Origin of the sequence: Methanolinea mesophila, assembly GCF_017873855.1 — an archaeon.
Classification (GTDB): Archaea; Halobacteriota; Methanomicrobia; order Methanomicrobiales; family Methanospirillaceae; genus Methanolinea_B; species Methanolinea_B mesophila.
In genome coordinates this window covers 1-24,729 of record NZ_JAGGKR010000002.1, presented here as the reverse complement: position 1 = coordinate 24,729, position 24,729 = coordinate 1, and the positions used below count along the sequence as shown (strand labels likewise).

The 24,729-nt window shown below is 54.4% G+C and carries 15 protein-coding genes; 4 read left to right on the top strand and 11 right to left on the bottom strand.

What is annotated here, in order from left to right; all coding sequences use genetic code 11:
• Window positions 1–11 precede the first annotated feature (11 nt).
• From J2741_RS11555 to J2741_RS11535, 5 genes are all read right to left on the bottom strand, one after another.
• Window positions 12–509, bottom strand: a complete 498-nt coding sequence (locus tag J2741_RS11555) for an adenosine-specific kinase (protein WP_209675719.1) — start codon at window positions 507–509, stop codon at window positions 12–14.
• A 167-nt stretch (window positions 510–676) separates the two neighbouring features.
• Window positions 677–1,015, bottom strand: coding sequence for an N-acetyltransferase (locus tag J2741_RS11550; RefSeq protein WP_342452279.1), 339 nt, complete (start codon window positions 1,013–1,015; stop codon window positions 677–679).
• Between the two features lie 42 nt (window positions 1,016–1,057).
• A complete protein-coding gene (locus J2741_RS11545; RefSeq protein ID WP_209675718.1) occupies window positions 1,058–2,527 on the bottom strand; it encodes an ATP-binding protein in 1,470 nt (489 codons plus the stop codon).
• A 270-nt stretch (window positions 2,528–2,797) separates the two neighbouring features.
• Window positions 2,798–3,361, bottom strand: a complete 564-nt coding sequence (locus J2741_RS11540) for an HdeD family acid-resistance protein (protein ID WP_209675717.1) — start codon at window positions 3,359–3,361, stop codon at window positions 2,798–2,800.
• Between the two features lie 303 nt (window positions 3,362–3,664).
• A complete protein-coding gene (locus J2741_RS11535) occupies window positions 3,665–4,255 on the bottom strand; it encodes a DNA-3-methyladenine glycosylase (protein WP_209675716.1) in 591 nt (196 codons plus the stop codon).
• Window positions 4,256–4,362: 107 nt separating this feature from the next.
• Between J2741_RS11535 and J2741_RS11530 the strand changes: the two genes are divergently transcribed.
• Complete coding sequence (locus tag J2741_RS11530) at window positions 4,363–6,504, top strand: SpoIIE family protein phosphatase (protein WP_209675715.1); 2,142 nt, start codon at window positions 4,363–4,365, stop codon at window positions 6,502–6,504.
• 214 nt (window positions 6,505–6,718) lie between these two features.
• A complete protein-coding gene (locus J2741_RS11525) occupies window positions 6,719–8,140 on the top strand; it encodes a DHA2 family efflux MFS transporter permease subunit (protein WP_245249787.1) in 1,422 nt (473 codons plus the stop codon).
• Between the two features lie 204 nt (window positions 8,141–8,344).
• Here J2741_RS11525 and J2741_RS11520 read toward each other — a convergent pair whose 3' ends face one another.
• A complete protein-coding gene (locus tag J2741_RS11520) occupies window positions 8,345–8,878 on the bottom strand; it encodes a hypothetical protein (RefSeq protein WP_245249786.1) in 534 nt (177 codons plus the stop codon).
• Window positions 8,879–9,042: 164 nt separating this feature from the next.
• On the opposite strand from J2741_RS11520, the gene J2741_RS11515 reads away from it, so the two are divergent.
• A complete protein-coding gene (locus tag J2741_RS11515; RefSeq protein WP_209675709.1) occupies window positions 9,043–9,465 on the top strand; it encodes a hypothetical protein in 423 nt (140 codons plus the stop codon).
• A 190-nt stretch (window positions 9,466–9,655) separates the two neighbouring features.
• Here J2741_RS11515 and J2741_RS11510 read toward each other — a convergent pair whose 3' ends face one another.
• The 4 genes from J2741_RS11510 to J2741_RS11495 form a co-directional block, all read right to left on the bottom strand.
• Window positions 9,656–10,219 carry a flavin reductase family protein gene (locus J2741_RS11510; protein WP_245249784.1) on the bottom strand — a complete coding sequence of 188 codons (564 nt, stop codon included), beginning with the start codon at window positions 10,217–10,219 and terminating at the stop codon, window positions 9,656–9,658.
• 437 nt (window positions 10,220–10,656) lie between these two features.
• A complete protein-coding gene (locus J2741_RS11505; protein ID WP_209675707.1) occupies window positions 10,657–10,872 on the bottom strand; it encodes a hypothetical protein in 216 nt (71 codons plus the stop codon).
• A gap of 366 nt (window positions 10,873–11,238) precedes the next feature.
• On the bottom strand, window positions 11,239–11,619 hold the full coding sequence (locus J2741_RS11500; protein ID WP_209675705.1) for a nucleoside triphosphate pyrophosphohydrolase: 381 nt from the start codon (window positions 11,617–11,619) through the stop codon (window positions 11,239–11,241).
• Window positions 11,620–11,886: 267 nt separating this feature from the next.
• Complete coding sequence (locus J2741_RS11495; protein ID WP_209675703.1) at window positions 11,887–12,513, bottom strand: LysE family transporter; 627 nt, start codon at window positions 12,511–12,513, stop codon at window positions 11,887–11,889.
• 262 nt (window positions 12,514–12,775) lie between these two features.
• Here J2741_RS11495 and J2741_RS11490 point away from each other — a divergent pair, with 262 nt between their 5' ends.
• Window positions 12,776–13,324, top strand: a complete 549-nt coding sequence (locus tag J2741_RS11490; RefSeq protein ID WP_209675701.1) for a YqhA family protein — start codon at window positions 12,776–12,778, stop codon at window positions 13,322–13,324.
• 563 nt (window positions 13,325–13,887) lie between these two features.
• On the opposite strand, the gene J2741_RS11485 is transcribed toward J2741_RS11490, so the two are convergent.
• A complete protein-coding gene (locus tag J2741_RS11485) occupies window positions 13,888–24,573 on the bottom strand; it encodes a NosD domain-containing protein (RefSeq protein ID WP_209675699.1) in 10,686 nt (3,561 codons plus the stop codon).
• Window positions 24,574–24,729: the final 156 nt, after the last annotated feature.

Here is a 24,729-nt window from a genome sequence, read left to right as displayed (position 1 = left end):
CGTATCGCGCTTCAACCCCGTTTGTACCCGAATGTTCTCAGCAGCGCGGTACGTTCGGAGATCTCTTCCGGACCTTCGATCCCCTTCGGGCAGGCCCCGTCGATTACTCCGAGGATCCCCCTTCCCTGAAAAGATTGAGCGAGAATAACCTGGACAGGGTTGGAAGTGGCACAATAAATGGAACACACTTCCTGGAGGCCCTTTATGGCATTGAGCACATTGATCGGATAGCAGTCCCGCATGAAGAGAATGAACGAGTGTCCGGCGCCGAGTGCCATCGCATTTATTTTTGCCAGTTCCACCAGGCCTTCGTCGTTTCCCTCCAGGCGGACCAGGCAGTCCCCCGATGCCTCGCAGAATGCCAACCCGAATTTCGCCTTCGGTACGGCTCCCGCCATCACCTCGTAGAGGTCTTCCACCGTCTTTATGAAGTGGGAATGTCCCAGGATAAAGTTCAGCGATTCCGGGTTCTCGATCTGCTTCAGGACAAGCTCGAACGGCACCGACATATCTGATCATGGTCAGATGGATGTCAGAAAATTAATAATTTCGGGAAGGGTCACGGGATATTACCATAAGGTGGCGGGAAAATCGGGGAAGGCCGGGGGGGGCGATGCCCTCCTGATATTCTTCCCTTATTACCGCGAATTCCCTGCCGGACGGGGGAAACTGTTCGTCATATCGGATCCGCGGGCGGCCGCTTCATGGGGGCGACGTTTGCCCCTTCCATCTCACCCTGGGCCCAGGCATACCGTTCCCGGATGGTATCGGGGAGTTCGTACTCGGGTATGAGTAAAAAGCCATAATGCCCGTAAAAACCCGTGAGAGTAGCCACGGAATGCATGTACATCGTGTCGTGCCCGCAGGCCTCCACGAGCCCCCATACCGCCGCATTGGCATATCCGTGCCCCCTGAGTTCATCGGGCGTGAACACCCCGTCGAGCTCCATACCATCCGTATGACGCTTGCAGCGGGCGACCGAAACCACCCGGTTGTCCGAAAATGCCGCAAATATGCGGTCCGTGGCGGGGTTTCCTTTGGTCTGGTGGTAGTCGATCTAGAGTTCCTCGGCAAGAGCGAACTCGGCGGAGGTTAACTCCCGGACCCTGGTCCCGGATTTGTGGAGTGCACCCCGGTTTACCGCAGGAGCGGGATCGGAAGAGAGCGGGAACGGCGGGGCGTCGTCGGAGGACCCCTCGACCCGGTAATTCTCCGCCGGGATATGAAGTACGAACTTCGCTCCCTTCCCTTCTTTCCCCTCTTCGGTGATCGATATCCCGGTAATATCCAGGATCTGGCGACAGATGAACAGCCCCAGGCCCGCATGGCCCCCCGAATCGTACTCGAAGATCTTTTCTTTCATCCCTGCGGGAATCCCTGCCCCGTCGTCCTGGATGATCAGGTCAAGCCCATCCCCGGTACGGTGATAGGTCACCACCAGGTTTTTCAAGGTCACTCCGTGGCGTACCGAGTTCTCAAGGATATGGAGGAGCACGTCCCGGAAGAGCGGGTCGGCATACACCTCCAGGCGCTCGGTCCAGAACCTCATTGAGATCCCAGGATCCGGATTCGTCCGGGCGAATCCTTCGAGCACCCGCTGGACCGCGATCCAGTCCGGGGGCCGGGCTCCAAGGTCCTTGTAGGTCTCCGAAAGGAATATCTGACGGGCGAGGTTCAGGGCCAGGACCCGTACCCGGTTCAGGAAGGCTCCCGCCACGGAATCGGTGCTCTTTATCCTTGCCTCGTCCACGGTCTCGATGATCTCGTTCGCCGTCCGGTGGAGATGATCCGTGGAGATGCGGGAGAGGAGGTTGAGTTTATCATTCGCACGCTGCAGAGATTCTTCCGCATTCACCCTCCGCGTAATCTCTACGAATGTGAGAACCGCCTGCCGGTCGGGAACTTTTGCGAGCGAGAGGAGGACGATCTCCGTACTCCCGTCCGGTGTGGAGAATGTGTTCTCGGACGAGTAGACCTTGCCTTCCCCGGCCAGCCGGGAAAATAACACGTTCATTTCTTCCGCGTTCCAGAAGACCGTGAGCGGTTTGTCCCGGAGTTCATCCCTCTCACGGCGGAGGAGGGCAAGTGCGTTCTCGTTTGCCTCGACAATCCTCCAGCCCTCACCGGTTTCCCGGACGAGAATGCTGCCGGCGGCCGAATGATCGAACAACCCACGGTAGAGGTTTTCCTGTTCGTAAAGCCGTCTGGTAATAAACGCAATAAGCCCGCCTATCACGACCAGCATAATTCCCCGGATCACCGCTTCCACGATGACCCCCGGGACCGGCCCGATGATGACCCCCACCATCAGGATATACACCATCGCGATCCCTAGTGAGAAAATGAGTCCCCTGCGGGGGTACCGGTAGGCCGCGAGTACCACCGGAAGGTAGAGAAGGTGCGGAAATACCGCCGTAATCCCCTGGAAGAGACCGTAACTGTTCACCAGGAGGACCGCGACCGTGCTGATGCTGATGGCCGCATTCCAGATTCCTGTTTCTCCGCGAAAGAGGGACGAGATCTTCAAGAGAGATCACCGCCCTTGCCCGGACCTTGTGCGTCTCCTCTCATCCCGCGGTTTTCTGCCGACCGGTACCCATGACTCGTGTCCATTATCCAACCATTCCAGGTCGTGATCTTGGCATAAATACATATAAGTGTCCCGATATGAAATGAAGGTCCATTTTTTTAGGGCCGGGAGCTGTTCCAGGGATTAAAAGATATAATTTACATGATATTCGTAAAACAGGGTAAAAGGAACATTCATATCCCTGAATCTTAAAAAAGGTGAGGGTTTTCAGGCCATACAATACTGTTTTTTAACGCTGCGAAGAGCAAACCCGGCAATAATTCCCAGGATCCCATAGATGACGAAATATATTCCCACGATGACCCCGAACAGGGCAACCGCTCCCGCGGCAGGATAAACCCAGAAGAGGACGGCCACGATGATGGAAAGGATACCAAGGATAAAGAGAAGCCACCGGTGAGGATATGCTTTTTCGCCGACGGCGATTGCGATATCGACGATTCCGATCATAAAGAGGACGATCCCAATAATAATGACCAGAAGTGCTCCTATCACGATCGGGGCAAGAACTGCAATTATTCCCACTATAAATCCTACTATAGCTCCCAGGAGGAGGAGCGTCGCCCTGCCGCCCGTACTCATCAGTGCGAGAATTAATGCCAGGAACGCGAGAATCAACACAATGATCCCGAAGAGCACGACCACGACGGCCGCGGTAATTCCGGGATACAACAACAGGATTATGCCGAAGATAAGAGAGAGAACCCCGAGAAGCGCAAGGGTCCCCCACTTCACATCGCATAGCCGTTCTTCATGCATCATTTCAGCCATAATTACCATCCAGTTGCTCGATATTCAAATATATATGTCTTATGCAGGGAAATCGATCTCCCGGGACCCGTTCTCTTCATCGGCATCTCCCCCGGGCGAGCCGGGTACGGACCGATCATACCTCCTCCCGTATCAGCGGTGAATTCCGGCAGCACCGGGGTTGACCTCTCGCCGGGACACGGGAATGTTATCCAGGGAAACGGTTATCCCAAATGACTCTTACGTTCCGAGGTATTCGGATATTATCTTTCATCGTCCGTCTTTTAAGTCGGTACCCGGAAAATCATCCGCATCTCGCATCTCCTACTTCCGTGAGATATTCGGATTTCCCTTCAGGTAAAAACGAAGCGGCTTATCGGCGGCCTTCACGATCCCGATCCGGGTGGTCCGCACGATCTCGGGCTTCAACGCGGGATTTGGCCCGGTAGTATTTTCCCGGGTGCGGATCTGGAGAGGTCCGTTCACAAAGGAAACCCCGTTGCACTCGCGGGTGATCCCCATCGCACGAGTGAGTTTTCCCGGGCCGCTGCAGAGACGGGACAGCGTAGGGGTTCCCCGCCGCCCGATCATGACAGGGATCCCAATCACCGGCTCAAGGGCCCTGACGAGCACGGCTTCTCCCGAACCTTCCTCCCCTGTCACAACATTGATGCAATAGTGCATTCCGTAGATGAGGTAAACGTATGCATGTCCTACCGGACCGAAGAGTACTTCATTCCTGTTTGTCCTGCCGATATACGAATGAGCGGCGGGATCACCGGAAAGGTAGGCCTCGGTCTCAACGATAATCCCCGCAGTAGTCTTTCTGCCCTCCGGGTGAACCAGGCAGCACCCGAGAAGATCCTGCGCGACCTCGACAGTGTCCCTCCCGTAGAAGTCCCGGGGCAGTATCATGGATCACACTGGGAGCCCTTGAGAGAAAGAGATGACAGATCGGGTCCGGCCTTTTCAGGAGAGACGGTTCTGATAGTTTAATTCCTTCCGGGAGAGGATATACTACCATGAGATCCGGGAAGACCGCCGGGAATGCAGTCCGCATATCAGTCAGGACCAAGATCCTGCTGGTCTTCCTCGCACTCTCCGTTTCTGCGCTCCTGGTCACCGGGTTACTCGCATTCGTGCAGATGGGAGACGTAAGCCGTTTCGCCATGGACCGGAGCGACGAACTCGGCTCACGGGCAATGAACGACAGCACCGCGGCCCTCGAACAGGATGCGAGGGACTCACTCCTCAGGCTCGCGAAAGACCAGGCATACATCAGCAATATCGTCTTCGAACAGGTGAACGGAGAGATCGACACCATGGCGTACTACGCAGGGGAGCTTCAGACCGACCCCTCGATGGTCAGGGAGCGACACTTCTACCTCCAGGACGAGCCCCCGGACGATATCTACAGCACGACAGTGCTCTTCCTCGCTCCGGGCGCAGAAGCGGACATCCCGTTAGCCGAACGCAATGCGGCGGGCATGATGGACGATATCTTCATCCCGGTCTATCATGCCGACCCGCATCTCGCCGGGGTGTACGTAGGAACGGAGAGCGGGATGTCCATGATCTATCCCTGGGTGACAGGACTAAACGCATCGTTCGACCCCAGGATGAGAGGGTGGTTCACGCAGGCAAAAGAATCGGGTTCGGTCACCTGGTCCGAGCCGTACGTCGACCTCCTCGGGCACGGGCTGATGGTCACCTGTTCGAAACCTGTGAACGATCCCGAATCCGGATGGTTCTGGGTGATCGGGGCCGATGTCACCATCGAGACCATCAACCAGAATATCATCGGCACCCAGGTCGGAAACAGGGGCTATGCGATGCTCATCGACCAGCACGGCAACGTGATCACCCGCCCGGGGCTTTCGTCCGGGGACATGAGGTGGGACGAGTCCTTTGTCACCGAAAACCTCCTCGATTCCGCAAATCCCGGATTGGTGGCGGTAACCCGGGAGATGATAAATGGCAGGACCGGAATTGCGAGGGTGATGTTCGAGGACGGGGAGCGGTTCATCGCCTACGCCCCGGTGGAGAGCGTCAACTGGTCGGTGGCGGTGGTGATGCCGGTAGAAGAGGTTATCGCCCCGGCACTCTCCACCAGGGAGAGCATCCTCGCTGCATCGGAAGATACCGCATCCCATATCGGCAGCCAGCAGGAGATGATGCGTACCATATTTTCCGCCATGTTCCTCGTCCTCCTCGCAGTCGTGGGGGTCCTCACCCTCATTTTCAGCCGGTATCTCACCCGCCCTCTCGAAGACCTCAAAAGAGGTTCCGAGGCGATCGGGCGGGGCGATCTCGAATATACGGTGGAAGTACATACCGGTGACGAGTTCGAGGACCTTGCCGACTCTTTCAACCACATGGCGGCGGATTTAAGGGAACACGTGGCCACCCTCCGCAGGACAACTGCGGAGAAAGAGCGTATATTAAAAGAGCTGGAGATTGCGAAGGGCATCCAGCAGAGTTTCCTGCCGGATGCCGCCCCGGTACTCCCCGGGATCGATCTGCAGGGGTTCAATCTCCCGGCCGCCGAGGTCGGGGGTGACTTCTATGACTTCATCCCTGTGGGAGAGGAGCACTGGGGATTGGTGATCGCGGATGTATCCGGAAAGGGAGTGCCTGCCGCGCTCTTCATGGCGCTCTCCAGGACGCTTATCAGGGCCAGTGCCGCCCATAATCCGGACCCTGCGGAATCGATCCGGGAGGCGAACAGGAATATCTACCTCGATTCAAAGACCAGCATGTTCGTCACGCTCTTTTACGCGATCCTCGACCCCCGCGAAAAAAGCCTCACATTCGTGAATGCGGGGCATAATCCCCCGCTCCTGTTCGGGACCGGGAATGAAAGGATAACCCTCCTCAAGGCAAAAGGAATCGCACTGGGAGTTCTCGATGAGATAGAACTCGAATCTGTCGAGGTAAATCTTAAACCAGGGGATATTGCGGTGCTCTATACCGACGGGGTGACCGAGGCCGCGAATGAACAGGACGAGGAGTACGGAGTCGCCCGGCTCGAGAAGATCGTCGAGCTATCCCGACACCTCTCATCGAGGGGGATCATCGACGCGGTCGTGCAGGATGTACGGGCTTTTGCAGGCAACCGACCGCAATTCGACGATATCACCCTGATGGTCCTGAAAATCGAATAATCCGTTTATTTTCAATCCCCGTGCGGTGCAGGGTAAACCTCACCCCGGGAATTTTTTACGGGACGTTCGGCGAAACGAATCGCCTCATTGTATTCTCTCATGTCGGAAAGCCCGATATCGTAAGGAGAAAAAATCCGGATAATTTGGAATAGGTTATATACGACCGGCTGAAAGGCTAATTGATATTATGGTGGAATCCGCTTCACGGAATAAAATGTCGCCTGCTGAGCTTTTAATCGTGCTCGTGATATCGCTCGGTTCATTTATGGCAGGGCTCGATGCCACCATTGTGAATATCGCCCTGCCCACTATCGCGAAAGCATTCCGGATCACCACCGTGACCAGTTCATGGGTGCTTAACGCCTACCTCATCGTCCTCGTGAGTCTGCTTCTTGTTTCGGCACGGCTGGGGGACATGAAGGGATACCGCCGGGTATTCCTCTCGGGTTTCGCCGTATTCACCGTAGGATCGGCACTATGCGGCTTTTCCCCCTCGATAGACCTCCTCATTCTCGCGCGGATTCTTCAGGCGGTGGGAGGAGCAATCATATCGGCACTCGGGGCGGTTATGGTGACTTCGTACCTCCCCGCGGCCCTGCGTGGCCAGGCGCTCGGGATAGTTGCCATGTTCACCATGCTGGGTGCGGCGATGGGGCCGGTGATCGGTGGATTCCTCACCAGCGCCCTTTCCTGGCAGTTTATCTTTTTTGTCAACGTTCCGGTGGGAATAATAGCAGTCCTCCTTGGCCTTCGGGTCCTGCCCCGCACCGCGCCTGTAGCGCCGGACTCAAACCTCGATATCCCGGGTGTGGTGCTGATAATCATCGCCCTTTCCACGCTGATCTACGGGCTGACCACAATCAGCGGGCCTGGAATGTTCGCAGGGATAATTTCTCTCATCATCGCGGTGATATTCTGGCCATTGTTTATCCTCCGGGAGAAGCGCTCAAAAATGCCGCTTGTGAACATGAGATTATTCGCAAATCGATCGTTTACCATTCAAAACTTCGATGTGATGATAATCCAGATGGGGATGGCGGGAGTCATGATCCTCATGCCGTTCTACCTGGAACTGGTGAAACACCTCCCCACGGATAACGCCGGAACGGTACTGCTCGCACTTCCCATCGGGATGATCCTCACCTCCCCCCTCGCCGGGAGAATATCGGACGTCATAGGAACTAAAAAACCAATAATCGCAGGATTTATTATCGCCGTACTTGGTCTGCTGCTTCTCTCCACACTCTCTCCCCACAGCAACGTCGGACATTCCGCCATATACCTCTTCATTCTCGGGGCGGGGACAGGGATCGCCTATGCACCCCTGAACAGCGCGATAATGGGGCAGACTCCTCCGAAAGACCGTGGGGCCGCCTCCGGGCTTATCAAGATGATGACCAACCTCGGATCCTCGCTTGGTGTGGCGCTCGTGATGCTGGTGGCCACTGCAGCGCTCGGCCCGAAACTCGCGGAGGTATCGGCCCATACAATTCCCATGGAAGAACTCGCGATCGCGTTCGATGCGGCGTTCCTGTTCCTTATGGTGCTGGAGATCATCGGAATCGTGCTCATGCTCATTGTAAAAGAGACGGATACCGGCTACAGCACCGAGGGGGAGCCGGTCACCGCATTTTAATTAACTTTTTATTTTTCCGTACTCTCAGAGGTCTTCCCTTTCCCGGTAAACGCGGAGACCGACGGTTCGGGAGATATTGGCGACGGTCCTTCATGGACCCATACGCGGTTTTTATCGGAGGACGGAGTGTACGAGATGGAATTTCTTCATACGGCTCATACGGTTCGGGATTCTGGAACACAGTGCTTATTTCCTGCCGGACCTTTACCCCGGGCGTACCTCAATCTTCATCCTGGAAATCTCGCGGTATACTCCGGCTTCCTTGGATTTGGACCATCGATCGAACACCAGCGACTGGAAGGGCTGCCATATCACTACCCATGTAAAGATCACCATGATATTCTGCACGATCAGGATGAGTGGCTCCCGGGTGAAGTGAGAAGTAAGACCGATTATCATAAGCGCCGGGATCGTCACCCCGACGGTGAGCCATATCTCCCGTAATCCCACCCTCTGGACCAGCTTTTTGTCCCTTTCTATCTCAAGGGCACGGGATGCAAAATGTGCCCTGACCGCATCGGGGATGTTCTTCCCACGATCAGGAGTGAGCTCCGGCGCAGGGATGGTAATCTCCAGCATTGCATCACGGCTCGCATGATCCGGGTCGGGCCCGGTCGCTACTTCATGGAATATCAGTTCTTCCGCCCGATCGGTGAGTTCCCTGCAGTTCTCCGGGGAGGGATCATCCGGATCGTAAAAATGTGCGACGGTCCTGAACGATACCCTTACAGGTTTCAAATCCGTGGAAAGATCGTGTCGATTCATTGACAATCACCGCGTTCCGTACGATGGCTGCACTGAAGATAAGGTGGATACTGATCGATGATTAAGAGGCTGGAGGCATAAATAGAAGGCTGCACCCTCCCAAAACCTCATAATAAAATAACTTCCAAATTCTTCTCATGCGAAGAGATATCCTCATTCTCATCGTTGTCGTGGTGATCATTGCCGCAGCGGTACTGGTGGTAGTTCCGCTTCTCTTCGGACCTGCCAGCGCAGAGATCACATCGGTCTCCACGGACCGCGACCTCTATCACTCGAACGAGGTGATGCATATCATGATCGGGGTAAACGCTGCAGGGAACCTGGAGAACACGACCATGAGTATCTCTGGTATCGTGGACTCACACGGCAACAACCGGCTTTCTCACGAGATGGCAGTGCCGCTCTCGCCGGGCCCCGCCGTCCTGACGTACGATTACCAGCTCCCTCCGTGTTCCCACTGCGCGGGACTGGATCCCGGACCCTACGAGTTTAATGTCACCCTCCTTCATGACGGGATCGAGATATCGCGAATGGCTCATTCCGTGGATATCGAGCAGTAACGGAGACTCATCGATTTTTTCAAATGGACCGGACTGCCAAACGCGGCGGTCACCAGACAAAAAGAAGAGGGAACGAGAAGACCGGTGTCCGGAAGCCCGGGCATGAACCCGGCTCTTTTTCGGCCGGGACTTGCCGAATCTTTCCTGTGACCCGGATACCCGGACGGGTCAGGGGATCTTCTATTCCTGTCTATTCTTTATACTGTTTTCCGGTAGTGAAGGCATCCGCATACGCATCGCCCACACGGTAATATTTACCCCTGATGTACACGATCGGGTCTATCCTCACCGGATCGGGATTGTTATCGGGCGCACAATCCTGGTCCGCGAATACTCCCTCCACCTTTCCGATGTAGAGCACGTGGCTGCCCAGGTCAACCGTCGTATGGAGCCCGCATTCCACGTTGAAGGGGCATTCCCTTGCCATAGGCACTTTAAGCCTGCCATAGAACGGCGTGAACACCCCGGATTTATCGGTCTTATTCCCCGATGCAATTCCGCAGAAATCTGTCTCCACCACCTGCCGGGTTGCCGGTACGTTGATCGAGAACGCATTCTGTTCCTTTATTCCGAGCGTCGTATGACGGATATGGTTGATAGCGACCGCAATCATAGGCGGGGAAGCGCAGGCCGGGCTGCACCAGGCCGCGGTCATGTAATTCGGCCTTCCCTCAACGACGGTTCCCACCAGCACGGTGGGCATGGGGAACATAAACGCGTGGGACATGGTAGTATCGAGGGCTTTTTTTTCCATGAGAGAACTCCGGATTAAAGTAATTTCCAACCGGCATTAAGGTTATCACCATAAGGCCGGATATGGAAACACTCACTCCCGCCCGGGGTTATGTGGGGGCAGGAGAACAGAAAAACATTCATCGAAACACGGGAGGGTGTGCAGAAATAACGCAGGGGGGGGTTCGCACACCATACCCGTGTTCATTTGAGAGGGTGTTGGTACTCAATCGTCGTTGAAGTGGTCCGATCACTTCCGGACCTACTTACTGAACCTTACATTCATTCAATACATATAAATCCTTTCATGGATCGGGGCTCCCATCCTCAGTGAGATCCTTCGCATGAGCCCCGGGAAATAAATGAACCTGTGTCGGTTTCCATGGGCCCGGACTCCCTGATATGGCCTTTGCGGTGATCCGGTTTTGAAGGATCGTTTCTCCCTGAAGTGCTGCACCCTCACTTTCCCTGTTCCAGCATCTGCCGGATCATCTTGTAGGTCTCGACCTTGAACTGCATATGCTGGATAAAAGCTTCCTTCATTTTGATCTTCTCGTCCATCATGCGGAGAACGATCTTCTTCTTCTGTTCCTCGGTGAGGTGGTCCCATACCAGTTCCTTGAGTACAGGTCCCTGTTGATGCATTATAGGCCCGCCGCCCATATGCCCCATCATTCCGGCTCCGTGTCCCATCATTTTTTCATCATTGTCCTGTCCGATTCGAACCGGGCAGTCTGCCCCTATAACCCGGACCCTATTAATGGTTTCCGTTACATAAAAAGAAACAAATAGTGGAAAACCTCCCTTTTTCAAAAAAAATCTCCCGGGAAAATCCATCCTCCGGGGAGTGCGACGATACAACGAAGTGACCTGGTTGTTCCCTGAACCGATTCCCGGCGGATGCTGTATAACGAGACGAAGCGAGTTCTGCGGCATTGAGAGATCGTATCATCTGTCATGGCGATACGGCCCAATTTGGAAAGCCTTCCCGATGTCCCTGCCAGTGTCTTTACCGCATAGTCACCTGAATATGATCCTTCCCTAATCCTCCTCGAAGACATGGTCGCCCCGCTCGCACGTGCAGAGCAGTCTCCTGCGGGGTGGATCCCGATCCCCCTCCCATATCAACAGGAGATTTTCATTGAAACTTCCTTCTTCCTCTGCTTTTTTAGCCCTCATTTCTTCGAGGGCTTCCCACGAGACACCGCGGATCGCGGCGAGGACCTTGATCCGCTCGAGCATATCAACGAAATTACCCACGTCTTTGGAATCGAGATATCGCTCCAGATCTTCAATCAGGGAGTATTCAAGACGCACCGCGAACTCCCCGGGAGGCAACGCCCGGGTGATGCATCTTCTTCCCCGGCCACGGATCTTTTCCGGCATGAGATCTCTTACCGGCTCAAAGTCATTCCCGGCCATGAACCCATCTCCACCAGTCCAAATCCCCTGCCCGGCCCTTAATGGTTGCGGAAATGACCCTGAAGGCCTGTCATACCGCGTCCGGAAAATTCAGGCGGTCGGTTCGTGTCTACGGTCCGGCCTTGTCCAGGGAAAAAGGCCGGAATTTTTTATCGGATGAAATTCTGCCGTTCCGGATCTGGTGGATTCCGACAAATCCTGATACTCCCGGGATTCCGGGCGAGTTCCCCGGGGCCGCGGCTTCCGGCAACACCTGTTTTCCGGATATCAGCCGGTGAGTGCCCGGAACGAAATAAGGTAAAAAACTCCGAAGCCTATCAGGAATATGCCGCAAATGCCGAGTATCGCCCTGTAGCCTCTTTTTCCCAGGAGAAATTTCCCTTTATGCATGCTTGCGGCAACGACAGTGTACCAGATGAGGTCCGCGGCCCAATGACCGGCAATGAACGCAAGGACACTCGCGATACCTCCGGCGAGCGCTCCGATAAGAAGTGCGCTCCCGACGGTAAGCCACCATATCCAGAAATAGGGATTCGAAATACTCGTAACCACTCCTGCGAGTACCGGACTCCCGGATCTTTTCGGTGATTCCGTCTCCGGCACTTCCGCATGGCGGCTTTCGAGGAGGGTGAGAATCCCGAACACCAGCAACGCTCCGCCCCCCACAATTGCAATTATCCAGGAATACTGGCCGATGAATACTGAAAGGCCCCCGATGACCAGGAGCACCATCAATATCTCAACGAGTACGTGTCCGAAGGTAACCCCGGGGCCAACCACCCACCCTCCTTTCACGGCCCCGTGAATGGTCGCGATCAGTGTCGGACCGGGTGCTATCGCACCGGTGAACCCGATCATCAGGCCGAGGATGAACAACCCGAAGAGATCTATCATGGCGGGCCGTCCGGTTGAAAAAGAATCATCTTTATCCAGTTATCGATTTTTTTCGGGTTAAATATTCTCCCGATAAATATATTCCGGCAGGGAACCGAATCCCCGCAGGGCTCCCGGATAATCCCTCCCACTGGTTTTTCCTGCGATTCTGACCCCTGGAAGAATGTCCGGAGGCCTGGACATGATGATTTGCGAACATCCCGGATCAGGGAAGTGAGTCCGAATCACTGACTATTTTGCCTGTCACTTCCAATACTTGAGGATGGTTTCAGAGAAGAGTTCCGACCCCTTAAAGACCCGCGAGGAACAGGACATAACAGAGCACTATTTCGAGCGGGCGCTCTGGAGTTCGCGCCTCATCGTTCTCCTCGCCGTGATCTTCGGCACGTTCAGCTCGATAATCCTGTTCGTTTCCGGCTCCCTGGAAGTGATTAACACCCTTATCGCTTCCATATCCATTTCCCACATGGAGGTCGATCATACCGAGATCCTGATCGGGATAATCGGAGCGGTGGACTTCTACCTGATCGGGATGGTCCTCCTCATCTTCAGTTTCGGCATCTACGAACTGTTCATTTCGAAGATAGATATCGCAAGGGCCACCGGAGCGTTCCATACAATCCTCGAGATCACCAATCTCGACGACCTGAAGAACAAGATCATCAAGGTCATCATCATGGTGCTCATCGTGAGTTTCTTCCAGCGGGTGCTCGCCATTAAACTGGTTACCGGGATCGACATGCTCTACATGGCACTCTCGATAGCGGCGATATGTATCGGAGTCTATTTCCTGCAAAAACTAAAAATTTAATCTCTTGAAGGAGTCCGGACACACTTCGCGTCACTCCCGGGAACAAAGGAGGTTTCGGGTCCCCTGTTCTTTCCTCCTCGATATCAGGTGCTTTCAGGACCAGAGACTCTATGGTCATCACCTCCGGAAGCGTGATGACCTCGAAATCTCCGGGCGGCCAGCGGATGGGCCCGATCTTCCTGAGATATCCGGGAGTGGATATAGTATGCCGTCCCCTTCGTCGCCTCCCCTCCGGTGAATACCCGCGCCCCATACACCCCGGGCATCGTCTTCATAGACCGTTCCCGGGAGGTGATCCCGTTCGAAGCGCTGCACCCCTGATACGAATATAAGTACCCCACGAGGAATCGTCTGATAATTCATATAATGCCATATTCTTTCCCCTTGTTGTCCACAAACCGCCGGAAAAAATGCACGGATTTCACCGGGCACCCTTATACGAACCACCGGTTGATTTTTCATGAATCGTCCCTGTTTTAAGTCAGGGGAACTCAATTTCCGGGCGATGTGACCGAGGGTGATCGGGGGACTGGTGCGGCCGGAGAATCGCCAGTAAAAAAGGGTTACCAGGAAAGCGCAATTGCGACCAGGGCCGAAAGTCCGCGGGAAATAAGGATTTCGTGGAGTAACTGGGATTTCAACTCGGTTCCGGATCCGGATAACCTGGCGTTAAGGATATCCGCAGGAGCCGTGGGAGATACTCCATAATTCCCTGATCTCGCATCGATCAGTTCAGCCGCGTTGAGCTGACTGTTGGTACGGATCCCGGTCATGCCAATTCCTGACGCGTCGAAGGCCCCCGATGCCCTGCTGCTGAGCAGGCTACCGGCATTGACCTGCGGCTGCACCGTGGTATTCACGATCGTGACATTTCCACAGTTCTGTACATTTATCGTCTTTACAAGGAGCTGTCCGACCCACACCCCGTCATTCCTGATGAGTCCCCAGTCAGGGTGATACACCCCCGGCGTGCACGGAGCCATCAGCTGGAAGTCGAACGTATAGGTATCATTCGGTCCGATATACCTCCCCAGCGGGATCTTTGTGGGAGAGAACATCATGGCGTCGGTGTTGTTCGCCGCAAGCGAGATATCCGTGGGCAGCCACCCGGTCGTCCCCGTGTTCTGGACGGTGACCTGGACCGAATAGTTCTGGCATGCGCACATCGTGTCGGGGAGGGTGTTATTCACCATCCGGGCGTCCCAGAACAGGCCGGGGGGTACCGGGAACGGCGGGACAGGCGGGTAGGGCGGGATCGGCGGGATCGGCGGGTGGTATATGCCGCCCAGCGGGAGGAAGTCGGTATTATTCGCGTTCATCACGAACGGGAAGATTACGAACCCGCTTGCATTGCCCGGCTGGGTCTGCGACCAGCCTGTTCCGGCAGGTGTCGCCCAGTAATTGCCTCCGAGGTACGGCCCGCCAATGATATTCGTCCCGGGGGTCTGCGCGATATTCCACGTGTTGTGGAGCGGCGTCCCGTTGAACACGACGTTGTTGTTGTTGTTGAAGTAATTGTTGTAGAACAGGTTCTCTGCCGAATTGTCGAGGTACACTCCTGCCTGCGTGCTGAACTGTATATGACTGCTCATCACGGTGTTGTTGTCGGAATTCACGAGGGAAGTCCCGTTTGTATTGAAATTCAGCGTGCTGGTGCTCACCAGGTTATTCGATGAGTTGTAAAGCAGGACCCCGCTCATCCCGTTGCTGTTGGCGGTGCTCCCCGTGATGGTGTTGTTATAGGACTCGTTGATCACGAACCCGTTCTCGATATTGTTGTTGGCTACGCTGTTACTGATGGTGTTGTTGTTCGACGGGTCGAGATAGAATCCATTGAGGTTTGCGTTCGCGGTTGAGGTCGTGATCGTGTTGAAATTGGAGTCTTCCAGAAGCACTCCGTCGTTTGCGTTGTTGCTCGCAGTGCACCCGGTGAGCGTGTTGTAATCCGAGGACTGCAGGTAGATCCCGTTTCCGCCATTCATATTCGCGGTTGTTCCGGACATGCTGTTCAGGTCAGACGCGATGAAACTGACTCCGTTCCCACTATTGAATAAGGCCCTGTTGTTGACCAGCGTATTCCAGTCCGAATTGAACAGGTAAATTCCGTCCTGGGCATTGTAGCTTCCATTGTTCGCGGTGAACGTGCTGTTGTAGGCATTTGTCACGGTAATACCGGTAATGTTGTTATTCCAGGCAGCGTTGTTGGAGACGACGGAACTCTCCAGATTCACTATCGCAATACCGTTCAATGTGTTGTTCCAGGCATTGTTCCCTGAAATCGTGCCATTATAGAAGTTGGTAATTTCTATGCCGCTCATGTTGTTGAACGAAGCACTGTTCCCGGATACGGTACTTGCTTCTGAGTTCAACAGCTGGATGCCTCTCTGGGCGTTCCCGGTTGCGGTATTACCCGAAACAAGGGAGTTCCCGATGTTCACGACAACCATACCGCTCATATTGTTGTAGTTCGCGTTGTTCCCCGAAATGGTGCCGTTATAGAAATTATTGATCTGAATTCCGCTCCAGTTGTTGAACAGGGCATTGTTTCCTGATACCGTGTCAGACTCGGAATTGACGATGTACAACCCTTGCATCCCGTTGCTGCTGGCGTTATTTCCGTTAATCGTTGAATTTGCCGAATTGACCACGACTATCCCCGACTGCAGATTGTTCAGAGCGATATTCTGCGAGACCGTGGCGTTGTCAGGGTTTGAAACATAAATCCCGGTCTGGTTGTTCCAGGACGCATTGTTCCCCGTCACCACGAGGTCATTGTTATTGAGCACGTTTATCCCGGTGTGGTTGTTGAAGAAGGCCAGGTTTCCGGTCACTGTGTTATTGACGCCGTTCACGACATCGATCCCGTCAAGGTCGTTGAATGATGCGTTGTTCCCGGACAGGATCAGATTATTCGAGTTCTGGGCAAGAATGCCGCTCCAGTTGTTGAACAGGGCATTGTTCCCGCTCATCAGGGTCCCGTTGGAACCCTGGTTGTTGATTCCGGTAAAGTTGTTGTTGAGGACATTATTGCCGGAAAGGACATTGTTGTCAGAGAATACCAGGTTGATCCCGTGGGCGTCGTTGAAGCTCGCGTTGTTCCCCGAGAGCGTGTTGGAATCGGATCCCTGCAACAGGTCGATTCCGTTCAGCCGGTTGAACAGGGCATCGTTCCCGGCCAGGGTGTTGCTGCTGGAGTTCATCAGGAGGATCCCGTCGAGACCGTTCGAGCTCGCATTGTTTGCGGAGAGCAGGTTGTGGGTTGAATTCACCAGGTAGAAGCCGTTCAGGCTGTTGGCGAACGCGGTGTTCATGGTGAAATTGTTATAGTGGGAGTCGATCGCGGTGAACCCGTTCTGCTGGTTGAACATGGCGTTATTCCCGTTCAGGACATTGCTGCTGGAATTCTCCAGGTGAATCCCGTCGAAGACGTTCGAACTCGCGTTATTCCCGGAGAGCAGGTTGTGGGTCGAATTGAGAAGGTAGAATCCACTCTGCTGGTTTTCATTCGCCGTGTTCATCGTAAAGTTGTTGTAATGAGAATCGATGACGGTGAATCCGTCAAGCATGTTGTTGTTGGCCGTGTTGTTGAAGAACGTCCCGTAGCTCGTGTTGATGATGGTAAATCCTTCGAGCATGTTCCCGCTCGCATTGTTCCCGGAGATGCTGTTGTTCATTGAATTGGTGATGTTGAACCCGTCGAGCAGGTTCCCGCTTGCGGTATTACCATTCAGGATGTTATTACTCGAGTTCTCCAGGTAGAACCCGTTCAGGCCGTTGTTGATCGCACTATTGTTTGTCAGGTTGTTGTAATCGGAATTCAGCAGCGTGAAGCCGTCAAGGCCGTTGTCCAGGGCGATATTATCGAATAACGTGTTATAGTTCGAATTCTGGAGCGTGAATCCTTCGAAAAGGTTCAGGGTCGCGTTGTTGCCGAACAGGCTGTTGTGATCGGAGCCGGTGAGGTTGAACCCGTCGTAGTGGTTCATGAGCGCAAAGTTGCCGGTCAGGTTGTTGTTGCCGGACCCGCCCAGGTAGAACCCGTTCCGGGTGTTGTTGAGCGCCGTGTTGTTGAACAGCGTGTTGTTGTCTGCACCGTAGAGCCCGAAGCCGTTCCACCCGTTCTCCGTTGCATTGTTATCGAACAGGTTGTTGTAACTCGAATTGGTGACATTGAACCCGTCGAACGCGTTGCCCATCGCGAGGTTCCCGGTGATGTTGTTGTAATCGGAAGGATCGAGATAGAACCCGTTCTGCTGGTTGTTTAATGCCTGGTTCGCGGTCAGGTTGTTGTTCCCGGAGTCGAACAATGCAAAGCCATTGTACGTGTTGTTGATCGCGGTGTTGTTATAGAGGGTATTGTTGTCCGCACCGTAGAGCCCGAATCCGTTCCACCCATTCTCCGTGGCATTATTGTCAAAGAGGTCGTTGAACTCTGAAGTGTCAAGGGCAAACCCATCATTTCCGTTGCCTCCCGCCATGTTCCCGGTGAGGTTGTTGTAGTCCGAGCCGACTAACAGGAATCCGTCTTCCTGATTTGAAAGCGCATTGTTGCCCGTAATGTTGTTGTTCGCGGAGCCGACTATACGGAACCCGACCAGGCCGTTTTCACTGGCATTGTTGCCGTATAGTGTGTTGTTTTCGGAGAACAACAGGTAGATTCCGTCCTGTTCGTTGAAATTCGCGATATTGTCCGCGAGCAGGTTGTTATGGGAGTTGACCAGGTCGATCCCGTCTACGACGACGTTTGCACTGGCATTGTTCGCGGTCAGGTTGTTGTAGCTCGAGTTGTCCAGGTAAATGCCCCAGCCATTCCTGACCGCCGTGTTGTTAAACAGGGTGTTGTTGTTGCTTTCAATCAGGAGGAACCCAACGCTGGAGATGTTCGGGTCGTACGTGACGGTGTTGTTGTAGGCGATATTATCGTAGAAATTGTTCCAGTTGCTCGCGACGACCGAGAACCCGTTCAGGCCGTTGAAGTTCGCAAGATTGCCGGTGAAGTTGTTGTAGGTGCTCTCCTCCATGAACACCCCGTTCTCCTGGTTATAGCTGATGTTATTCCCTGCGAAGTTGTTGTTGCCGGAGGTGTTCAGCCATACGCCCCTTCCGTTGAAGGTTACGTTGTTGTCAGTCGCGGTGTTGTTATCCGAGCCGAACATCTTGATGCCGGTGTTGGAATTGAAGGTCACTTCGTTCCCGGTAATGGAATTGAAGGTAGAGTTCAGCAACGAAATTCCATGGAGTCCGTTGACCGAGACATTGTTTGTGGTGATGTTGTTCAGGCTGGAGTTCTCGAGGAAGATCCCGTCAACCAGGTTAAGTGTGATCGTGTTGCTACTGAGGTTGTTCTCATTGGAGTCTGCCAGGTGGACCCCATGGACAGTGTTGTTGTATACCGTGTTGTTGAAGAGGGTGTTGACGTTCGAGCCGTCGAGTTTTATACCGTTGAACCCGTTGAACGCGACGTAATTGTCAAGGATTGAGTTGTTGTCGGAGGAGAAGAGCTGGATACCGTTCTCCTCGTTTCCGACGGCGGTGTTGTTCACGATGTTGTTCCAGGCCGAGTTCGTGAGAGAGATCCCCTGCCTCGAACCGTACAACGCACCGAACCCGTTTGCACTCGCGTTGTTATCGGTGACGTTGTTGTAATTGGACCCCGTGGCTCCCGCAAGGAGGATGCCGCCGCCGTTCGCGACGACGTAGTTCCTGGCGATATTGTTGTTGTTCGAGTCATACAGCGCTATCCCGTTGTCTGCGTTCCCCACCGCGTTATTGTCGACAAGGGTATTGTTGTCGGATAACTGGAGCACGAATCCGCCGCTCGTGTAACTGTAGGAAGCATTGTTCCCAACCAGTTCGTTCCATTGGTTATCTCCCGCGGGTGCAGACGGTTCTCCTAATTGGATCCCCGCGAAGTTCCTTAACGCCTCGTTCCCGGTGAGGTTGTTATGGCTCGAGTTCGTGACCAGCCAGATCCCGATATTGTAGTTGTCGTCCGCGGCGTTGCCGGTAAGGTTGTTGTACCACGAGTTGTTCAGAGCGATACCGTTGCTGGTGAGGCTCCCGTTCGCAGAGTTGTCCATCAGGATGTTGTACGAGGAATTCGCAAGAAGGATGTTCGCCTGGATGTCTCCCGACCCGTAGCCCGAGTTCGCGTCCGCGACGTTGTTCTCCAGCGTATTTCCGTTCGAGTTCAGCAGCGAGATCCCGGAGAACGAGTTGTCGTGCACGTAATTGCCGTCAAGCAGGTTCTGGTTCGAGTTGTTTAACAGGATCCCCGCATCCGATCCGACGGACCCGAAACTGTTGCCGGTGACTTCGTTCCCAGTCAGGTTGTTCTGGTTCGAGTTGAGGAGGGAGATTCCCGAGAGGTAATTATCGTGCACGTAATTGGAATCGAGCGTGTTCTGATCCGAGCCGTTCAGCAGGATACCTGCGTCTGTCCCGGATGAATAGAAGCTCGAGCCGGAAACCTCGTTGCCGGTCAGGTTGTTCTGGCTCGAGAGCGTGAGGACAATACCGTTGTAATTGTTGTCGTACACCGTGTTCCCGGTCAGGTTATTGAACGTCGAGCCCGACAGCGAGATCCCGTTCGTCTGGTTGAAGACCGACGCATCGTATACGTTCGATGCGTTGTTCATCACGATCTCGTTGAAATGCGAGTTCGTCAGGTTAATTCCGTCGTAGTAGTTCTCGATCGCGGTATTGGCGGTCAGGTTGTTGTAACTCGAGTTTTCCAGGTAGATCCCGTTGTAGGTATTACCCACCGCGGTGTTGTTTACCAGCGTGGTGTTGGTGGCATTATACAACCCGTACCCATTCCACCCGTTGATCGCCGCATAGTTGTCCGTCAGGTTGTTGAAGATCGAGTCCGTCACGTTGAACCCGTCGTACATGTTCGCAATCGCGAAATTCCCGGTGACATTGTTGTAGTTCGACGGGTCGAGGAAGAACCCGTTCTGCTGGTTCCCCTCTGCATAGTTCCCGGAAAGCATGCTGTAGCTCGTATTCTGCAGGTAGAACCCGTTCGCCTGGTTCCCGTTCGCGGTATCCATTATCAGGCTGATGCTGGTGGAATTGATGACGGTAAACCCGTCCTGCATGTTGAAATTGGCGGTATCGTTGAACAGGGTGACATTGTCCGCTCCGTTGAGCGTGAACCCTTCGAACATGTTCCCGTTCGAGCTGCTGTTGATGATGGTGTTGTTCGTCGAATTTGTCAGGTTGAATCCGTCGAACAGGTTCCCGATCGCGATGTTTCCTTCCAGGATGTTGTTATCCGAGTTCTCCAGATAGAACCCGTTCTGGCTGTTGTTGATGGCCATATTGTTTGTCAGGACATTGAAATCGGAGTTCAGCAGCGTGAACCCGTCAAGGCTGTTGTTCAGGGCGATATTGTCAGTTAAGGTGTTATAGTTCGAATTCTGGAGCGTGAATCCTTCGAAGAGGTTCAGGGTAGCGTTGTTCGAGACCAGGTTGTTGTGATCCGAACCGGTCAGGTTGAACCCGTCGTACTGATTCATGAGGGCGAGGTTTGAGGACAGATCATTGTAACCCGATCCTTCGAGGTAAAACCCGTTCCTGGTATTGTTGAATGCGGTGTTGTTCACCAGCGTCGTGTTGGATGCATTATACAGACCATACCCGTTCCACCCGTTGATCGCCGCGTAGTTGTCGGTCAGGTTGTTGAAGATCGAGTCCGTTACGTTGAACCCGTCGTACATGTTCCCGATCGCGAAATTCCCGGTGACGTTGTTGTAGTTCGACGGGTCGAGGAAGAACCCGTTCTGCTGGTTCTCCTGGGCGAGGTTGCCTGAAAGCAGGTTGTTGTCCGAGCTGAACAGGTCATACCCGTTCCCGGCGTTCTGGTTCGCGACGTTGTTGGTGATGGTGTTGAACGTCGAGTAGCTCAACGCGATACCGTTCTTCGAACCGCTGCCGCCGAGATACCCGTTCCCGCTCGCGTTGTTGTCCGCGATCAGGTTGTAGTTCGACCCAACAGACCCGGACAGGTAGATACCGCCGTCGTTCCCTACCACGGTGTTCCCGGTCAGGTTGTTGGTGTTCGCGTCATACAGCTCCATCCCGTTCGCCACGTTCCCGGTCGCCGTGTTCCCGAAGAGCGTGTTGTTGTCCGAGAGCTGGACCACGAACCCGGCGCCGGCCGTGCTGAACGATGCGTTGTTTCCTACCAGCTCGTTCCAGTCGTTGCCGCCCGCAGGCGCCACAGGTTCGCCGAGCACGATCCCCGCGAAGTTCCGCAGCGCCTCGTTCCCGGTGAGGTTGTTGTAGCTCGAGTTCGTGACCAGCCAGATCCCGGCATTATAATTGTCGTCCGCGGCGTTCGCGGTCAGGTTGTTGTACCAGCTGTTGTTCAGCACAAACCCGTTGCTCGTCAGGCTCCCGTTCGCGGAGTTGTTCACGAGCGCGTTGTACGACGAGCCCGCGAGCATGATGTTCGCCTGGATGTCCCCCGACCCGTAGCCCGAGTTCGCGTCCGCAACGTTGTTCTGTAACGTGTTCCCGGTCGAGTTCACCAGCGAGATCCCGGAGAAGTAGTTGTCGTGCACGTAGTTCCCGTCAAGCAGGTTCCCGTCCGACCCGTTCAGCAGGATGCCCGCGTCCGACCCAGATGACAGGAACGAGGACCCCGATACTTCGTTCCCGGTCAGGTTGTTCGAGTCCGAACCGGTGAGAATGATCCCGTTGTAGTTGTTGTCCACGGCCGTGTTCCCGGTCAGGTTGTTGAAATTCGAGCCCAGCAGCGAGATCCCGTTCGTCTGGTTGTATACGCCGTCGTTCGAGGCCGTGTTCCCCACGATCTCGTTGTAGCTCGACCCGGTCAGGTTGATCCCGTCGTAGTAGTTCTCTATCGCGAAGTTCCCGGTGAGGTTGTTGTAGCCCGAGCCCTCCAGGTAGAACCCGTTGTACGTGTTCCCCACGGCGGTGTTGTTCACCAGCGTCGTGTTGGATGCATTATACAGACCATACCCGTTCCACCCGTTGATCGCCGCGTAGTTGTCGGTCAGGTTGTTGAAGATCGAGTCCGTTACGTTGAACCCGTCGTACATGTTCCCGATCGCGAAATTCCCGGTGACGTTGTTGTAGTTCGACGGGTCGAGGAAGAACCCGTTCTGCTGGTTCTCCTGGGCGAGGTTGCCTGAAAGCAGGTTGTTGTCCGAGCTGAACAGGTCATACCCGTTCCCGGCGTTCTGGTTCGCGACGTTGTTGGTGATGGTGTTGAACGTCGAGTAGCTCAACGCGATACCGTTCTTCGAACCGCTGCCGCCGAGATACCCGTTCCCGCTCGCGTTGTTGTCCGCGATCAGGTTGTAGTTCGACCCAACAGACCCGGACAGGTAGATACCGCCGTCGTTCCCTACCACGGTGTTCCCGGTCAGGTTGTTGGTGTTCGCGTCATACAGCTCCATCCCGTTCGCCACGTTCCCGGTCGCCGTGTTCCCGAAGAGCGTGTTGTTGTCCGAGAGCTGGACCACGAACCCGGCGCCGGCCGTGCTGAACGATGCGTTGTTTCCTACCAGCTCGTTCCAGTCGTTGCCGCCCGCAGGCGCCACAGGTTCGCCGAGCACGATCCCCGCGAAGTTCCGCAGCGCCTCGTTCCCGGTGAGGTTGTTGTAGCTCGAGTTCGTGACCAGCCAGATCCCGGCATTATAATTGTCGTCCGCGGCGTTCGCGGTCAGGTTGTTGTACCAGCTGTTGTTCAGCACAAACCCGTTGCTCGTCAGGCTCCCGTTCGCGGAGTTGTTCACGAGCGCGTTGTACGACGAGCCCGCGAGCATGATGTTCGCCTGGATGTCCCCCGACCCGTAGCCCGAGTTCGCGTCCGCAACGTTGTTCTGTAACGTGTTCCCGGTCGAGTTCACCAGCGAGATCCCGGAGAAGTAGTTGTCGTGCACGTAGTTCCCGTCAAGCAGGTTCCCGTCCGACCCGTTCAGCAGGATGCCCGCGTCCGACCCAGATGACAGGAACGAGGACCCCGATACTTCGTTCCCGGTCAGGTTGTTCGAGTCCGAACCGGTGAGGATGATCCCGTTGTAGTTGTTGTCCACGGCCGTGTTCCCGGTCAGGTTGTTGAAATTCGAATTTAATAGCGTGATGCCGTTCAACTGGTTGTATATCCCGTCGTTCGAAGCATGGTTGCCGATAAGATCGTTATAACTCGAAAAATTCAGATTGATTCCGTCGAATAAATTTTCTATTGCATAATTGCCCGTGAGCGTGTTATAACTTGAATTCTCAAGATAAATCCCGGCGAGCGTATTCTGTATACCGACATTATTGTAAAGTGAGGAATACCAGGACGAGAGGATGCCAATCCCCTGCATCCCGTTCATACTGGCATTATTCTGCTCGAGCTGCAGGTTGTGTGAGTTCATCGATACGATACCGTAGTAGGTGTTTCCGGTAACCGTATTATTGAAAATAAAAGAATTATTGGAAGAATCGAACCAGATCCCGTAATCCTGGCTCCCACCGTTGAATGCACCCGCGGTATTGTTCGCAACGGTCATGTTTGTGGATCCTTCGACATCGATACCTCTCCGGGTATTATTATTCACCTGGTTATTCCGAAGAGTGACATTGTCGCTATTGCGAACCCTTATTCCGAACTCGTTTCCGAATAACACGACATCGTGCACGATATTATCGACGGGAGCTGCATAACCTCCAGTTCCAAGATCCCCGCCGTTCGTATTTGTCGCGTTATAGCTTACGGTATCGAGGATAACCCCATAGATCATCTGGGTTATGGTGAAATTGCTGATCTGGACATTCTCGCTCCCTGGAGCTACCAGGATACCGACCTGATCCAGGACTGCACCACCTGCACCCTGAATGATAAGCCCCATCCCATCCAGGACGACATTCGAGGCATCTATGAAAATGGCCCAGGGGTTGGAAGTGGTAAGAGTCCCTCCGGTAAAGTTCCCGAGATCGTTGAACCAGTCGACCGGGTAATACCCTGATTCTGTGATATTCCAGTAATTGCTCCCCGGGCTTCCAAGGAGATTCGTGCCGTTCAACGGGGGATCATGCAGACCGTATGGAGTGGAATTATCCGAAAGAGTTGTATTTTCCTCATTCACCGATATCAGGCTCTGTCCGGACTGGCCGGCGGTCTGGTTCACATCGCCGAGACTTCCTGCGACCGTCTCATTCAACTGCAGATCAGCCGGAAGAGTGTCATTGAGGTAGAGAAGATCGTTCTCATTGTCAATGATAGAGGGCATTTCCTCGGCTGCAGGGGTTTCCTCGGCCGCAGGGGTTTCCTCAGCTACAGGGGTTTCCTCAGCTGCAGGGGTTTCCTCGGCTGCAGGGGTTTCCTCGGCTGCAGGGGTTTCCTCGGCTGCAGGGGTTTCCTCGGCTGCAGGGGTTTCCTCGGCTGC

What these genes read in the sequence shown, in the direction of transcription:
- J2741_RS11555 (WP_209675719.1), bottom strand. Translation starts at nt 509, where the DNA reads ATGTCGGTGCCGTTCGAGCTTGTCCTGAAGCAGATCGAGAACCCGGAA.
- J2741_RS11540 (WP_209675717.1), bottom strand. Translation starts at nt 3,361, where the DNA reads ATGGCTGAAATGATGCATGAAGAACGGCTATGCGATGTGAAGTGGGGG.
- J2741_RS11535 (WP_209675716.1), bottom strand. Translation starts at nt 4,255, where the DNA reads ATGATACTGCCCCGGGACTTCTACGGGAGGGACACTGTCGAGGTCGCG.
- J2741_RS11530 (WP_209675715.1), top strand. Translation starts at nt 4,363, where the DNA reads ATGAGATCCGGGAAGACCGCCGGGAATGCAGTCCGCATATCAGTCAGG.
- J2741_RS11525 (WP_245249787.1), top strand. Translation starts at nt 6,719, where the DNA reads ATGTCGCCTGCTGAGCTTTTAATCGTGCTCGTGATATCGCTCGGTTCA.
- J2741_RS11515 (WP_209675709.1), top strand. Translation starts at nt 9,043, where the DNA reads ATGCGAAGAGATATCCTCATTCTCATCGTTGTCGTGGTGATCATTGCC.
- J2741_RS11510 (WP_245249784.1), bottom strand. Translation starts at nt 10,219, where the DNA reads ATGGAAAAAAAAGCCCTCGATACTACCATGTCCCACGCGTTTATGTTC.
- J2741_RS11505 (WP_209675707.1), bottom strand. Translation starts at nt 10,872, where the DNA reads ATGATGGGGCATATGGGCGGCGGGCCTATAATGCATCAACAGGGACCT.
- J2741_RS11500 (WP_209675705.1), bottom strand. Translation starts at nt 11,619, where the DNA reads ATGGCCGGGAATGACTTTGAGCCGGTAAGAGATCTCATGCCGGAAAAG.
- J2741_RS11495 (WP_209675703.1), bottom strand. Translation starts at nt 12,513, where the DNA reads ATGATAGATCTCTTCGGGTTGTTCATCCTCGGCCTGATGATCGGGTTC.
- J2741_RS11490 (WP_209675701.1), top strand. Translation starts at nt 12,776, where the DNA reads ATGGTTTCAGAGAAGAGTTCCGACCCCTTAAAGACCCGCGAGGAACAG.
- J2741_RS11485 (WP_209675699.1), bottom strand. Translation starts at nt 24,573, where the DNA reads ATGCCCTCTATCATTGACAATGAGAACGATCTTCTCTACCTCAATGAC.